This is a genomic window from Stenotrophomonas sp. YJH_SMC_19 (genome assembly GCF_059367915.1).
In genome coordinates this window covers 1-14,505 of record NZ_JCAFRI010000002.1, presented here as the reverse complement: position 1 = coordinate 14,505, position 14,505 = coordinate 1, and the positions used below count along the sequence as shown (strand labels likewise).

Genomic DNA, 14,505 nt, shown 5'->3' with positions numbered 1-14,505 from the left:
TTGCGGACATCGGCATCGTGGCTGTGTGTGTCATCTGGCTGCGGTGCGTTTTCATGTCGTCAGCAGGGTGTCTCGGCACCGCGCCGGTAGTACCACCACCAGGTCACGGCCAGGCAGGTGACATAGAAAACAACGAATCCGTACAGCGCCATGTCGGGGCTGCCGGTCAACGTAATGGACGAGCCGTAGCTCTTGGGAATGAAGAAACCGCCGTAGGCACCGATCGCACCGGAGAAACCGACCACTGCGGCCGACTCGATGCTGGCCTGGTGTGCGGCCGTGGCCTTGCCCTCGGCGTTGTCGTTGGCCGACCAGCGCTCATGCAGGGTGCGGAAAATCACCGGGATCATGCGGAAGGTGGTGCCGTTGCCGATGCCACTGAGCACGAACAGCGCCATGAAGCTGAGCAGGAAGCCGTAGAAGTTGCCGCCCTGGCCATCGCTGGGCAGGAAGTGCAGCACGCCGAACACTGCCGCGATCATCAGCGCGAACACCCAGAAGGTCAGGCGTGCACCACCCCAGCGGTCGGCCATGCTGCCACCCACCGAGCGCATCAGCGCGCCCAGCAGCGGGCCGATGAAGGCGTAGGCCAGCGGGTTCACGTCCGGGAACTGGCTCTTCACCAGCATCGGGAAGCCGGCCGAGAAACCGATGTAGGAACCGAAGGTGCCGATGTACAGCCAGCACATCAGCCAGTTGTGCTTGCGGCGGAAGATCACCGCCTGCTCGGAGAACGACGAGCGGGCGCTGGTCAGGTCGTTCATGCCGAACCAGGCCGCGATGGCGCACAGCGCGATGGCCGGCACCCAGATGAAACCGGCGTTCTGCAGGAACAGCGGTGCCCCACCCTCCACCGCGGGCTGCGGTGCACCACCCAGCGCACCGAATACGCCCACGGTGATGACCAGCGGAATCACCGCCTGCGCCACCGACACGCCCACATTGCCCAGGCCGGCGTTCAGGCCCAGCGCCAGGCCCTGCTTCTGCTTGGGGTAGAAGAAGGAGATGTTGGACATCGACGACGAGAAGTTCGCGCCGCCGAAACCACACAGGATCGCGATGGCCACGAACACCCAGTACGGCGTGGCCGGGTTCTGCACCGCAAAGCCGAGCCAGAGCGTCGGCGCCAGCAGCGACGCGGTGGACAGCGCGGTCCAGCGGCGGCCGCCGAAGATCGGGATCACGAACGAATAGAAGATGCGCAGGGTCGCGCCGGACAGGCTGGGCAGTGCCACCAGCCAGAACAGCTGGTCGGTGCTGAAGTTGAAGCCGATCTTCGGCAGGCTGATCGACACCGCCGAGAACAGCACCCAGACCGAGAAGGCCAGCAGCAGCGAAGGGATCGAGATGACCAGGTTGCGGGTGGCGACCCGCTTGCCGGTGCGCTCCCAATAGCCGGGATCCTCCGGCGTCCAGTCGCTGATGACGCGACCGGGACTGGCAGTGCTGCGGACAACAGGATCGCTACCGACGGTCATACATGGCTCCAAGGCTGTGGAATGACGTGGGTACTGCGTTTCAAGTTGTAACCCGTCGTCATGCAGCCATTAGGCCGTGCAGCACGGACGACGGGGTTGATCTGGATCAATCAAGGGCCGGTTTCCACCCTGCCCCTGACAAATGTCAAACCGATGAAGCGGTGCTGCGGCGGGTCACCCCGCGCTGGCGCACGCTGTCGCGCACGTCCACATCGAACTGCAGCTGAAGCTGGCTTCCATCTTCCAGGGCAATGTCGAATGGCAGGCCATCGCGGCACGGCAGCCGCGCCGCCAAGGCCTCGACGGCCGAGCGCGGCAGTACCAGGCGGCAGAAGGTGCCTCCGTCGAGCAGTACCGGTTGATCGCCGCCATGCAGCGACACCGCCATGCCCCAGCCTTCGATACCGCCGAAGCGGGTCATGTTCTCGACCGTTTCACCGGCCAGCAGGCGCGCCAGCTCGGCCTCGTCCAGGCGAAGCCGTACCGATTGGTCCTGCAACTGCACTTTCATGACGCAACATCCTCCCATTGTTCGGGGGTATTGCAGTTGACCAGCCCGGCCTCGTCAACCGGCGCCAGCGCCACGGAATTCACGCCAAGACGACGCTGCAGGGCCTGCAGCGAGCGCGGACCGTCCGGGTCGCCCAGCATCGATTCAAGTACGTTGCGACAAGCATCGTCTATATCCACCAGCATGGGCAGGGGATGGCCGGCAAAGATCGTGCATGGACCGCGATGGCCGTCACGCAATTGCTGCAGCAATCGCGGCGGCAGCAGCGGCGTATCCACCGGCACCACCCAGGCCGGGCCATCGGGCATGCGCATCGCCACGCTGTAGAGCCCGCCCAGCGGCCCGCAACGTGCCACGCGGTCCGGCACGCCGCCGAACGCCGGGTAATTTCCGCTGACCCAGACCTCGCGTGCGCCAGCCTGCATCAACAGGCCCCGCATGTGTTCCAGCAAGGTCCGCCCCTGCCACGGCAGCAGCGCCTTGTCGCGGCCCATCCGGGTGGACAGGCCGCCGGCCAGCACGATGCCGTTGACGCTCATCGCCGTAGAGCCACGCCATGCGTGGCTGCGCCGGCCGGGTGCTCGGGAAAGGCCTCATCCACGCATGGCGTGGATCTACTGAACCCCGCGCCGCCCTGAAGGGTGGGGTCAATGCCCGTGGTCGTGCGCATGATCATGGGCATGGGCGGGTTCGCTGTCCGCATGGCACAGGCTGCAACCCTCGCTCCACTCGCTGTCGCCGTCCTCGTAGTGCTCCTGCTTCCAGATCGGGCACTGGTGCTTGACCACCTCGATCAACTGCCGGCACGCGCGGAACGCTTCGTCGCGGTGCGGGCTGCCCGCGGCCACCACCACCGCCACATCGCCGATGCCCAACCGGCCCTTGGCGTGGGCCACATACAGCTTCAGCTTCGGACCGAACGCCGCCTCGACCTCGGCGGCCAGGCGCTTGAACTCGTTCAGCACCAGCGGCTCGAACAGGTCGTAGGTGATCCCGGTCACCAGCCGGCCGATGTTGACGTCGCGCACCTTGCCGATGAACACGTCGATGCCGCCGAAGCCCGGATCAGAGACCGCAGCAATGCCCTCGGCTGGATCGATCGCCGCCTGCGCGCGGTCCACCACCTTCGCGATGATCTTCTCGCTCATCGCTCAGCCCCCGCTCACTGGTGGCAGGATCGCCACGCGGCCATCGTCGGGCAGCGCCTCGTGGTCGCGCAGCACGCGTTGCTGGTCGGCGAACGCCGAGTAGTCCAGCAGGCCGGCACGGAAACCCGGCCAACGCAGCGGCAGCAGCTCGCGCAGCGCCTGGCGCAGATCGGCCACGGTGCCACCGGCCACATCCACGGCGATCTCGCGGCTGGCATCCAGATCGGAAAACGCACCGAACAACTGCAGATTCACCTGTTTCATCATGACTCCTGGCTCACCAGCTGCACCGGTTCGTGGTGACCCCAGCCCTGCACGCGCACGTAGGTGCCAGCGCTGGCCAGGTCTCCCTCGGCCTCCAGCACCACCCAGGCGTTGGCCTGCAGCATGGACATCAAACGGAACGACTCCTGCCCGGACAGCACGCGCGCACTCAGGCGTCCCTGTCCGTCCATTTCCACCCGCGCACGCGCGTGGAAGCGCAGGCCCGGCGGCTTGCGCACGTCGGCCTGCAGCGGCAGCTGCAACATGAGCTCCGGCGCCAGCCCCAGCAGGCGGCGCAGTACCGGCTCAACGAAGAAGCGCTGGCCCACCGCAGCCGACACCGGGTTGCCGGGCAGGCCGAAATACAGCGCGCCATTGGGCAGCACCGCAAACAGCAGCGGCTTGCCGGGGCGGATCGCCACCTTGTGGAACACGATGCGCGCACCCCGGCCGCGCAGCGCGTCGGGAATGAAATCGTAGCGGCCGGCCGACACCGCGCCGGTGCTGATCAACAGCTGCGCACCCGCGTCCAGCGCTGCATCCAGTACCGCGTTGAACGCGGCCACGTCGTCGCCCACCGTGCCCTGCCAGACCACCTCGGCACCGGCGGCCTGCAGGCGGCCGACCAGGTACGGCCGGTTGCTGTCACGGATCTGACCGGATTCCAGCGTCTGCGCCGCCTCGGTCACCAGTTCCTTGCCGGTGGCGATCACCGCCGCCTTCGGCCGTGCCACCACCGCCACCTCGCCCACGCCGATGGCATGCAGCAGGGTGCGCGCGTTGATGTCCAGCAACTGCCCGGCCCGCAGCACGCGCTCGCCGTCGCTCACATCCTCGCCGCGCAGGCGCACGTTCTGGCCCGGCTTCACCGATGTCTTCAGGGCGATGCGGGCCGGGCGGCCGTCCTCGCTGGCGAGGATCTCCACATTCTCGACCGGCACCACCGTATCCAGCCCAACCGGCATGCGCGCACCGGTCATGATTTCCCAGGCACCCTCGCCGCCTTCGGCGCCAGCATCGCCGGCCGCCTGCCAACCCTGCACGGCAAATTCGGTACCGGCCTCGAACGCCGTGCCGTTGGCGCGCAGCGCGAAGCCGTCCATCGCCGAATTGTCGAACGGCGGCAGCGACTGCGCGCTGTGGATGTCACGGGCCAGCGTGCGGCCCGCGGCCTCATGCAGCGGCAGATGCTCGGCCGGCAGCGGCTTGGCCGCGTCCAGCAGGTGCTGCAAGGCATCGCTGTAGGCAATCATCAGTGGCCATCCCCCTCGACCATCGCCAGGGCATGGCCCAGTACCGGCGCCAGGATATCCAGGCACTGCGCCGCCGCCTTCGGGCTGCCGGGCAATGCGAACACCAGCATGTTGCCCAGCTGTACCACCTCGGCGCGGCTCAGCCAGGCCATCGGCGTGTGCTGCGCACTCAGGGCCCGCACCATCTGCGCCAGGCCATGCACGGGCCGCGCGTTCAAGGAACGCAGCGCCTCCGGGGTCAGGTCACGCGGGCCCAGCCCGGTACCACCGGTACACAGGCACAGGCGCACGCCCTCGGCAGCCAAGGCCTGCAGGCGGCCCGCCAACGGCTCGATGCCATCGGGCAGCACTTCGGCGGCCACTACGTCGCCACCCAGCTTTCTCAGGCCGGTCACCAGGGTCGGGCCGGACACATCCTCATAAGTGCCTTCGCTGGCGCGATCGCTCAGCGTAATCACCGCGCAGGCCGCACCCTCCAACCCCTTAGGTGCACGTGGGTTGAAACGCACGCGCTCGGCCTCGTCCATGCCATCCGGGTGCAGCCAGACCCCGCGCTTGCCGCCTTCCTTGAACAGCAGGCGGATGCCTTCGATGCGCAGTGCCGGTTCCACTGGCTTGCTCAGGTCGTACAGGGTCAGCAACGCCGCGTTGACACCAGCCAGCGCCTCCATCTCGACGCCGGTGCGTGCCTCGCTGGCGCACTCGCACCACACGCGGATCGCCTGCCGCTCCGGCACCGGTGCGCAGAACACCTGCACCAGTTCCAGCGGCAGCGGATGGCACAGCGGCATCAGCATCGACGCCATCTTGGCGCCCTGCAGGCCGGCAATCTCGGCCATCACCAGCGCATCGCCTTTGGGCAGGCGGCGCTCGACGATCAGCGGATAGGCCACTGGACCGGCATGCAGCTCGCCCACCGCCACCGCACGGCGGCGGCTGATGCGCTTGTTACGGACATCGGCCATGTGGAAGGCCGCATTCAATTCCCCACTCATCGTGTTGCTCATCCTCCGATGGAGGCCAGGTGCGGGGTCAGCCCGGTCTGGCCCTGGTGCAGTCCATGCCCGGCCGCTTTCAGGCCAAGCTGTGTGGTGATGCGTGCCAGCAGCGCGTCGTGGTCCTCATCGCGCTGCAGCAGCGGGCGCAGCGGTACGCCGAACTCGCCGAACAGGCACAGCCGCAAGTCGCCCTTGGCGGTCACCCGCAGGCGGTTGCAGCCCTTGCAGAAGTCACGCGAATACGGGGCAATGATGCCGATGCTGCCGCGATGGTCGGGGTGGCCGAACTCGCGCGCCGGGCCGGCGTCGGCGGCGCGCGGACGCTCGTGCCAGCCAGCGGCCAGCAGCTGCTCGATCACCACGTCGGCGCGCAGGTGGTGGCGCTGGAAATAGGCTTCGTTGTCGCCGGTGCGCATCAGTTCGATGAAGCGCACGCTGAAGGGGCGGCCACGCAGGTAGTCCATCCACTGCGGCAACTCGTCATCGTTCAGGCCACGCAGCAGCACCGCGTTGAGCTTGATCGCCGGCAGGCCCAACGCCTGCGCCAGGGCCAGGCCCTGTTCGATCTCCGGCAGGCGGTCGTGCCCGGTGATGGTCTTGAAGCGTTCGCGCTGCAGGCTGTCCATGCTCACGTTCAGCGCAGTCAGGCCGGCCCGGTGCCACCCCGGCAGGCGCCGCGGCAGCAACGTGCCATTGGTGGTGATGGCCACCTTGCGGATGCCCGGCACCGCCGCCACGGTGGCGATGATCTCGTCCAGATCCTTGCGCAGGCTGGGCTCGCCGCCGGTCAGGCGGATCTTGCTCATACCCAGCGCGGCAAACGCACGCACCAGCCTCGCGATTTCATCCACCTGCAGGAAGCGCGGGCGGCCATCGGCCTGGTAACCGTCGGGCAGGCAGTAGCTGCAACGGAAGTTGCAGGCTTCGGTCAACGACAGGCGCAGGTACGGAAAGCTGCGTCCGAAACCGTCGGTGAGTTGGCTCATGGCTGGTCCACCTTGTTGCTCCACCGTCTTGCCTGTGCCCGGAACGGCCCGGATACCCTCGCCTGCTGGAACGATTGCCAGAGTACGCGGCCTTCAGTTCCATGGGCATGACTTAAATCAATCGCGTTCGGCCCCGCGCGGCAGGCGTTGTGGCAGCATGCGGCTTTCCGTGCAGCGGGCGTGTGACAACCCTCATGATGATGAACGATTTCCAGCAACTGCTGCATGCCGCCGGCGAGCAGGCTGAACCGCAACGCCTGCTGTTCGTATTCGTGCGCGCCGAGCTGCCCGAATCGCCCACCGGTGACCAGCGCGACCGGCATGACCGCCGCGAGGGCGGCACCCTGTCGCCGGTGCTGTGCGTGGACAAGCTGCCAGCCGAGGTGCCCAGCTTCCAGGCGCTGGCGACCGAATCGACCACCACCGGCATCGACTGGGACCTGGTGTTCGTGGCGGCGCTGGATGGCAGAGGCGGTTTCGCACCCAACAGCGACGAAGCCGCGCGCCCGCTGAAGCTGATGGTCAACGCCATCCATGACGGTCAGATCGGCCGCTTCGCCGCCTTCGACCGTGGCGGCGAGCCCGTTCAGTTCTATTGAGCCACCAGCTGCAGGGTCAGGAAGAAGATCACCAGCACGGTGTTCAGCCCCCAGGCGACGGTCAACCCGCGCGCCGCCACACCCAGGTTGGGGTTGTGCGCGGTGGGCGCCGCCCGCCAGGCCGCCGGGATGATCCAGCCGATATAAAGCAGCAGCACGGCAAATACCCCCAGCAGCAGCGTGGTGCGCTGGTTGGCCAGGGCCCAGAGGGCCACCGCCCACAGAATGTTGCTGGGAATGACGCCCTGCAGCCAGAACACACTCCACAGGCGGGAACGGCCCTGGGTGTCGGGGGTGGGGTGCAGCGAAGCGGTCGCGGTCATAAGTCTCCTTCTGTTTAGGAAACGTGCTGAACAAGCCTGCGCTTGGTGGCTGGGAACGTCAACCCGAGTCGCACGTCACGCTTTGACGCTTGTAGAGGCGGGCCATGCTCGACTCAGGCCCTTCCCTTCAGAGCCTGTCGTCATCGCCCCTCCCCCCTTGTTCCCTAACGCCCCCCAACCTCGACACCTGTCGCAGATTGCACGGTGCGGGCGGACCGCCGCGCCAGCTAGCGCTGGCGGTGCTTAACAGCGTGGGAGAATGCCGAAAGCGTCTCCAATCGAGTGATGTTTGCAACTCTTCTGATTGGCATTGCACAGCGCCACGGGCTCAGATGGCGTGCCACCGGAAAAGGGTGGCCGGGTTTCGAATCCCGAGTTGGTCCTGAGTGATTGCGCTTGCCAGTCGGCGTCCACATTCCGTGGCGCCGGCTGGCAATCCGTCTGCCGGCTATGGCGGGCGGTGCGTGGGGGCGTTCGCGCCCACCGGCTTGGGACCAACCCGGATTCGAACCACGTACCGCCCGCCACTTTTATGGGTGGCGGCTACCGATTGCCCTGCACGGAGCCTTGCCATGAACGAATCGGACTTCCCGCATCTGCACGCCTACCGCCGCACCGCCGGCGACGACGGTTCGCCACAGGCTGCGCCAACAGTGGACAGGAACACCTTCATTGCCAATCTCCACCGCATCGGCTCCGGTGCGGCGGCTGATGGGCAGCCGTGGCCGGAGCGGCATCAGCTGCCCGGGCGCTGCCTGGCCCTGGCCGATGCCGATTGCGCGTTGAGCGGGTTGCGGGTGGTGCTGGAAATGCTGCTGGCGGCCGAACGCACCCGGCAGAATGGCGAACCCGGGCAGTACGTGGGCGACCGGGTGATGGAGGGGTTGGTCATGGCCTGCCAGTCGTTGTGCGCGCAGGCGGTGGGGCGCTTGCAGCCCGAAGGGTGAAGGCGATGCGCAACGCCCTTCAGCTTGGATCGCTTTCAGCAGGCGTCAGTACTCGCTGAAAGCGCTCCTCAGATCGACGCCGATGATCGGCGAGAAGTCCACCTTGCACAGCTCCAGCTCGAAGAGCTGATCGTGATTGTCCAGGCACAAGGTGACCCTCACCGGTACGCCGTCGGCATCGGCAAGCATGGCCGTGGCAATGTCGCTTCCGAAAACCTGGGTCGTGCTGGACAGGAACACCACGCCCCCGAATCCGACGACTTCCACGTTCTCCACCTGGACGCTGGTGGTGTTGCCCGCTGCGTCATGGCTGCGTACCTCGCCATCCACCGCAGCCAAGCGATGGCTGGTTGGGGGAAAGGTGTAGCTGGCGGTGCCTGCCGAAGTGGTCAGCGGGGTGCGATTACCGGTGGAGTCACAATTCTCAAGCCCCCTCCTCGAAGAGAGGGCCGAGAAGGCGCGCTACTCTTGTGATCTACCAGCCAAATGCTGCTTTCTCCTCAAGGCAACCAGAAAGAAGGCTGCCGCAGCCAGGAACGCGCCACACGCATCCCAGACTCGGTCAAGCCACAGCATCAAGGCCGAAAGTGCTAGCCAAATCCCAGAAAATGTAAGAAGCCACCCGCGTGTCAGTTTCATAGGGCTCACTGCAGAGTTTGAATTCCAGCCATAGCGCAGACTATAGCTGCTCCAACCTCATAGCTCGCCAGCGCTCCTCCTCCCACTGTTGCAACACCGGCAACAAAGGGCACTTCAACAAACAATATCAGAACGGATGCACTAGACACCGGCAAAGTCAACCATGTCGGAGGCTGAACGTAAGACATGCATGACTTGAAGTACTTGCCATATGTCTTTTGATGAATGGACGCATCAGAACCATTATCGTCTTCGCACAATCCCAGAGAATCGGACTGTGAAATAGGATTCCCACCAACATACGCAAAGCTTGCAATCCCCCAAAGTAGTCCAATGCGATCACTCTGCGAATACCGCCCCACTGCAGAGACGTATTCCGCTGATAGTTGTAGAACAACCCACTCGCATCCGTCGCCTGCTGGCCCGGGAAGCGCAACGCAAGCTCGAACGCCACACCATCCCCATCAGGATCGGCACTCGGAATCTGGTTGCCGAACACTTCGCTCTTGTTGCTCCAATCCCAGATCGCGACATCACGCACCGGGTCGCTGCAGGTAAACGATCTGCTGCCAGAGCGTGGTATTCCCTGCTGCGTTGGGGCTGCGCCCAGCGAGACAATTCGCTACCGTCCGCTGCCCCAGGAGCTGCCGCCGACCAATCGAGCCGTCTGAACAGACCACGTCTCCAGAAGATGCTGCGCTCCCGGTTCACCACCATTCTTCAGTACAGAATGAATCGCATCTAGTCTATTTTGAATAGCATTGGACATTGGCAACTTCAAAATCCTCTCACGCATTCCACGGAAAAAACTCTATCCACTTCCGCACCTGCAATCCTCTGACCTAGAGATATGTGCAGGTAGGGAAAATCATCATATGTGGGAATCACGAAGGTCCATAAGTAGATAGCAGACGGTGCAGGCGCTATCGCATACCCAGAGATCACATCTCGCGCATACAAGGCAATCAAGAAATTTCCAACGGCCCGCATTCCGCTTTTCTCGGCGTCCTTTTTCAAACACCGCAGATCAAACGCTCTCATGCTATGCCACGGACCTTCCTGGAGGGCTGAGGAGCTCCCTGTTTCATGTCTCACACATTGAGAATCCGCCGGATCACCGGAGAGTCGATCAGCAGGTTCTCGCCGAGCGCTTTCGCAAGATCCTGCAACTCGGCAGACCATCCCTCAACCTGCGGAAGCGCCACCCTGGTGAACAAGGTCCTCTTCCCATCTGCCCCCACCCGAAAAACAACCAATTCCTTTGCATCTTCATCAACACAGACGAGATGGTCATACGTATTCATTGTCAATTGTTCCATGTATTCAATGGCGGAATAGGGCTTCCGCTAAGACACGCAGCATATCTCTGCGTCGCCGACGCATGACAGACCGCACCAGCTCTTGCGCCACGCACCCTGGTGATTCCATTGCAGGTATCCGTGTCAGTCCGTAGCAGGGCCTCACAATCTTCTCCCTCCTCGTCCGAACACATCGCCTGACCGGCGATATTGCCCAGAAACCCGCCGACCACCGAACCTGCGGCACCGCCGAGAGCACTCCCGCCAGCCGCGCCGCCGATGGCGCAGACTGCTGCCCCTGGGCCTGATGGACTGCAAGCCGCCGCGCCGCTGATGCCTCCCACAGTGCCTCCTCCGTAGTAGCCCGCCGCACCGCCGCAAACCGCACCTCCAGCGGTGTAGGCCGCGACACACGCTCTCTTCTTTGCCAGCCCCTTCGGATCGGTAGCAATGATTGGATTCGAATCCACATAAGCGTAAGCGCTGATGCCCCCCCTTCAATCCAATAGCATCACTCTGCGAGTACCGCCCCGCCGCCGGGTCGTACTCGCGCTGATAGTTGTAGAACAACCCACTCGCATCCGTGGCCTGCTGCCCCGGGAAGCGCAGCGCCAGCTCGACTGCCACACCATCCCCGTCCGGGTCGGCACTCGGAATCTGGTTGCCAAACACTTCGCTCTTTCTGCTCCGCGCCCAAGCCGGGACATCGGGCGACCGAGCGATTGCCACGCGCGGTCCACCCGGATGACATCAAGTGAGCGCGACTTCGCCTTAGCTGACCTATTGCGCAGGCGCGCTGGCCCGATGCGTGAGCATCAGAGCGCCGACATCAAGGGAGGTCCGTACTGACGGAAACAGAGCCGTTTTCCCTCAGCCAGACGTTCACGTAGGTATCTGGGGGAGGTATCCGATTGATCGACGCCCCTGCAGGAAGGATCTCCCAGCTGGTGATCGAGCCGCAAACTGTTTTATGGATCAACCTGCGACTGTCCAACCCCCGTCTAGCCAGTTCGGTAACAACCACTTCGGGAGGCTGGCGATCAAAGCCTTTGAAGGCAGTGCAAGTCTTTCCAGTCTGACCCATGGGGTACGTTGAACTCTCAGCATCATCCCGGCACCCCAGCTGGCCCAGAACGAGCGAGAAGATGGCCAGTATCCGAATGCATCGCATTGCGTGTTGCTCCTTCCTTTACTGCCCTGCTGTAGGCCTTGTCTACTGCGGCGCCTCCGAGTCCTCCATCGCGCAGCCGAGTTGCGCAGATCATCCGCTCTTGATATGCGCGACACTCAAGCTCATTGGCCAGCTGCCGATGCCCGATCCCACCATATTCCCAGTCCTATGGGAATGCGCTTGCACCTTTAGGCCTACCCACGCAGGGCATTAGGCACCCTCTTTTCCAATAACGCCTTATGGTTTCGCTTCGGCGTCCTTTTTCAAACACCGCAGATCAAACGCTCTCATGCTATGCCACGGACCTTCCTGGAGGGCTGAGGAGCTCCATGTTTTCATGTTTCATATCTCACACATTAATAATCCGGCGGATCACCGGAGAGTCGACCAGCAGGTTCTCGCTGAGCGCTCTCGCAAGATCCTGCAATCGAACAGAGAACCATTCACACCCGACACCGGATCAAGACGAATTCCAGCTAGCTGCAAATCGTGAAGTGATACCCATACAATCTGCCGCAACCATACGTCGCGCGCGAGTCTCCAGGCGGAGCTTACCGATTGGCTTTCACTCCTTTAATAATAATTGCCATAAACATGCCGCAGATCAGGAGCGACCCCAGCGCCATAGGCAACATTACAAAATAATCGCCCCTCTCAAGACGGCCAATCGCATACGCCTTCAATACAAGATAGGACGAGGACCTCAAGAAGATTAGCGCAAAGAACAACAAACCAAGCCAATTAAATATTTTCTTGCGCATATGCATATCATCTCCATTATTTGCAATTGCACCCGGACCCACCCGAAACATCCCTCACCGCCTTCATGGCATCCAGTGCATCCTTGTCAGTGGCTACGCGTTGCAACAGTTTCCGTGTGGCCTTAAGGTGACCGCTGAACGTCAAGCCAAACGACAACAGCTCTCCCGTCTTCGCGCCAACTGGCCCCAGCAACTCCCCGCCCACCTCGGCGTAGATGGATTCTCTTTCCTTTCCATCTTGAGCGGTTTGTATCGCTGACACTCCATCGTACGCCGTTGCTCCACCATTCACCATTACCAGGAATCCGGGGATTGCAACTTCGGGCTGCAGAGACAAAACACCGGCAATGGTGGCTCCTGCGCCATTCACAGCTTCCAAGCCTCCAAAGGTGAGGTCTGCCACACCGAACGTCATGCCTAAGTAGTCGACGCACTCGCAGGGACACAAACCAAGTGGATCTATCAAAGACGACGGGACGCCACCTGCGTATCCGTATGTGCTGATCCCGCCCCTGAGTCCAATGCGATCACTCTGCGAATACCGCCCCACCGCAGGGTCATACTCCCGCTGGTAGTTGTAGAACAGCCCACTCGCATCCGTGGCCTGCTGGCCTGGGAATCGCAGCGCCAGCTCGAACGCCACACCATCCCCATCCGGGTCGGCACTCGGCATCTGGTTGCCGAACACCTCGCTCTTGTTGCTCCACTCCCAGATTGCAACATTCCGCACCGGATCGATCACCACGCGCGGCGTACCCAGATGATCTGGTTGGACGTAGGCCAGCTCCGGCACGCCGGTAGCCGGCACATTAATCAGCGCCACCGGGTAGTTGTCCAGCCAGATGGCCTGCTGCTGCGCCAGCCCCGTGGCCGAGTAGTTGCCCAGCCACTGCCCTGCTTCGTCGTACAAGGTGATCTGCGCTGCGCCACCAGCCGGGGTACGCAGAACGCGTTCACCGCGGTGGTTGTAACCGTAGCTTTCCAGTACGGCATCGCCCTGCTTCACCGCGTTCATGCGGTTGGCATCGTTGTAGATGAACGTCTTGCCGCCGATGCTGGTGGTGTTGCCCACCGCGTCATGGTTGCGCGCTTCGCCGTCCACGGCGGTCAGCCGGTGGCTGGTTGCGGGGTAGGTGTAGCTGGCGGTGCCTGCCGAGGTGGTCAGCGCGGTGCGATTGCCGGTGGCGTCGTAGGCATAGGTTTCAATCGGCGTGCCGGTCGCGCCGTCCTGGGTCTGGGTCAGGCGGCCCAGCGTGTCGTAGGCGTACTTGGCCAGCACCGTCGAACCTGCGCCGTTCTTCAGCTCGGTGATCGAACCGACCGGGTCGTAGCCGTAGCCCAGCGACAGACCGCCCGCAGCCGGGTCGTGCACCGCCTGCGGGCGATAGTCCAAGTCCAGCGGACGCTGCAGCTGCCGCCCATTGCCATAGGCCCAGCCGGTGGCCGGGCCGAAGGCCGCGTAGGTCACGTTGTTCACCACGATCTGGCGTGCCTGGCCGGGCCGGGTCAGGCCGATCTGGCTGATGCGCCCCTGGCTATCGCGTACATAGTCGGCCACGCTGCCGTCGGGGTAGGTCAACGCAGTCAGACGGCCCGACTTGCTATAGGCGTAGCGCAGCGTGCTGGCGACACCATTGATCGTCTGCACTTTACGGGTGACCTGGCCGAAGCGGTCATGGCAATACTGGGCGCTTCCATTGGCGTGCAGCACCTGCCCCAGGCGCCCCTTGGCAAAACGCTCGTCGGCGGTACACGCAGCAGGCGCCACGTCATAGCTGTAGCCCACGTCCAGATTGGGGTCCGGGTAGGCGATACCGATCAGGCGGTTGAGTGCATCGTAGTGATAGGTGGCGGTGACGCCACGCGCATCGGTAGCCGTCTTGCGATTGCCGGCGGCGTCCACGGCGAAGCTGCTGGCGCCACTGTCCGGGCTGACTTGCCCGGTCATATCACCGAAACCGTTGTAGGCGTAGGTGGTATGCAGGCCCTTCGGGTCGGTGACCTGGGTGACCTGGTCCAGCGCGTTGTACTGGCTGCGGATCTCCGCCGCCACGCCGCCGACATCCTGCAGGGTCTGCGCCAGTCGGTTGAGCGGATCGTACTGCTGGCTGGTCACGCGCTGCAGGGCG

14 protein-coding genes and 3 pseudogenes are annotated in these 14,505 nt (G+C 63.8%); 2 read left to right on the top strand and 15 right to left on the bottom strand.

The features are described from left to right. Positions 1-59 precede the first annotated feature (59 nt). The 8 genes from AC5P5R_RS02660 to moaA form a co-directional block, all read right to left on the bottom strand. Positions 60-1,478: a NarK family nitrate/nitrite MFS transporter gene (locus AC5P5R_RS02660; RefSeq protein ID WP_012480472.1), complete on the bottom strand. Its 1,419-nt coding sequence runs from the start codon at positions 1,476-1,478 to the stop codon at positions 60-62. 145 nt (positions 1,479-1,623) lie between these two features. Beyond that, positions 1,624-1,989 carry a DUF7009 family protein gene (locus tag AC5P5R_RS02655; RefSeq protein ID WP_012480473.1) on the bottom strand — a complete coding sequence of 122 codons (366 nt, stop codon included), beginning with the start codon at positions 1,987-1,989 and terminating at the stop codon, positions 1,624-1,626. Then, the gene (gene mobA / locus AC5P5R_RS02650; RefSeq protein WP_012480474.1) at positions 1,986-2,528 is read right to left on the bottom strand and encodes a molybdenum cofactor guanylyltransferase; all 543 of its coding nucleotides are present in this window, start codon (positions 2,526-2,528) and stop codon (positions 1,986-1,988) included. The genes AC5P5R_RS02655 and mobA overlap by 4 nt, the downstream gene beginning before the upstream one ends. 108 nt (positions 2,529-2,636) lie before the next feature. After that, the gene (locus tag AC5P5R_RS02645; RefSeq protein ID WP_012480475.1) at positions 2,637-3,137 is read right to left on the bottom strand and encodes a molybdenum cofactor biosynthesis protein MoaE; all 501 of its coding nucleotides are present in this window, start codon (positions 3,135-3,137) and stop codon (positions 2,637-2,639) included. A 3-nt stretch (positions 3,138-3,140) separates the two neighbouring features. Then, a complete protein-coding gene (locus tag AC5P5R_RS02640) occupies positions 3,141-3,401 on the bottom strand; it encodes a MoaD/ThiS family protein (RefSeq protein WP_019337814.1) in 261 nt (86 codons plus the stop codon). After that, positions 3,401-4,654 carry a molybdopterin molybdotransferase MoeA gene (locus AC5P5R_RS02635; protein ID WP_062606550.1) on the bottom strand — a complete coding sequence of 418 codons (1,254 nt, stop codon included), beginning with the start codon at positions 4,652-4,654 and terminating at the stop codon, positions 3,401-3,403. The genes AC5P5R_RS02640 and AC5P5R_RS02635 overlap by 1 nt, the downstream gene beginning before the upstream one ends. Further along, entirely contained in the window at positions 4,654-5,649 is a 996-nt protein-coding gene (gene moaCB / locus AC5P5R_RS02630; RefSeq protein WP_043033279.1) for a bifunctional molybdenum cofactor biosynthesis protein MoaC/MoaB, read from the bottom strand. The genes AC5P5R_RS02635 and moaCB overlap by 1 nt, the downstream gene beginning before the upstream one ends. Positions 5,650-5,657: 8 nt before the next feature. Continuing rightward, positions 5,658-6,638 (bottom strand): GTP 3',8-cyclase MoaA, encoded by a 981-nt coding sequence (moaA, locus tag AC5P5R_RS02625; protein WP_012480479.1) that lies wholly within the window; start codon positions 6,636-6,638, stop codon positions 5,658-5,660. Positions 6,639-6,832: 194 nt separating this feature from the next. Between moaA and AC5P5R_RS02620 the strand changes: the two genes are divergently transcribed. Next, positions 6,833-7,237, top strand: coding sequence for a hypothetical protein (locus tag AC5P5R_RS02620; protein WP_012480480.1), 405 nt, complete (start codon positions 6,833-6,835; stop codon positions 7,235-7,237). On the opposite strand, the gene AC5P5R_RS02615 is transcribed toward AC5P5R_RS02620, so the two are convergent. After that, on the bottom strand, positions 7,231-7,560 hold the full coding sequence (locus tag AC5P5R_RS02615) for a hypothetical protein (protein ID WP_164281591.1): 330 nt from the start codon (positions 7,558-7,560) through the stop codon (positions 7,231-7,233). The two genes, AC5P5R_RS02620 and AC5P5R_RS02615, sit on opposite strands and share 7 nt — an antisense overlap. 572 nt (positions 7,561-8,132) lie before the next feature. On the opposite strand from AC5P5R_RS02615, the gene AC5P5R_RS02610 reads away from it, so the two are divergent. Continuing rightward, positions 8,133-8,507 (top strand): hypothetical protein, encoded by a 375-nt coding sequence (locus AC5P5R_RS02610; protein ID WP_099498041.1) that lies wholly within the window; start codon positions 8,133-8,135, stop codon positions 8,505-8,507. A gap of 45 nt (positions 8,508-8,552) precedes the next feature. Here the strand turns inward: AC5P5R_RS02610 and AC5P5R_RS02605 are convergent. From AC5P5R_RS02605 to AC5P5R_RS02580, 6 genes and pseudogenes are all read right to left on the bottom strand, one after another. Continuing rightward, positions 8,553-8,924 (bottom strand): annotated as a pseudogene (locus tag AC5P5R_RS02605) (DUF6984 family protein); the annotation flags it as partial. 479 nt (positions 8,925-9,403) lie between these two features. After that, a pseudogene (locus AC5P5R_RS02600) lies at positions 9,404-9,744 on the bottom strand (RHS repeat-associated core domain-containing protein); the annotation flags it as partial. A 493-nt stretch (positions 9,745-10,237) separates the two neighbouring features. Continuing rightward, positions 10,238-10,450 carry a hypothetical protein gene (locus AC5P5R_RS02595; RefSeq protein ID WP_005409921.1) on the bottom strand — a complete coding sequence of 71 codons (213 nt, stop codon included), beginning with the start codon at positions 10,448-10,450 and terminating at the stop codon, positions 10,238-10,240. A gap of 410 nt (positions 10,451-10,860) precedes the next feature. Then, positions 10,861-11,191 (bottom strand): annotated as a pseudogene (locus AC5P5R_RS02590) (RHS repeat-associated core domain-containing protein); the annotation flags it as partial. Between the two features lie 975 nt (positions 11,192-12,166). Then, positions 12,167-12,382, bottom strand: coding sequence for a hypothetical protein (locus AC5P5R_RS02585; protein ID WP_044570362.1), 216 nt, complete (start codon positions 12,380-12,382; stop codon positions 12,167-12,169). A gap of 10 nt (positions 12,383-12,392) precedes the next feature. Then, positions 12,393-14,505, bottom strand: a 2,113-nt coding sequence (locus AC5P5R_RS02580; protein ID WP_495205366.1) for an RHS repeat domain-containing protein, incomplete at its 5' end; no start/stop codon positions are given.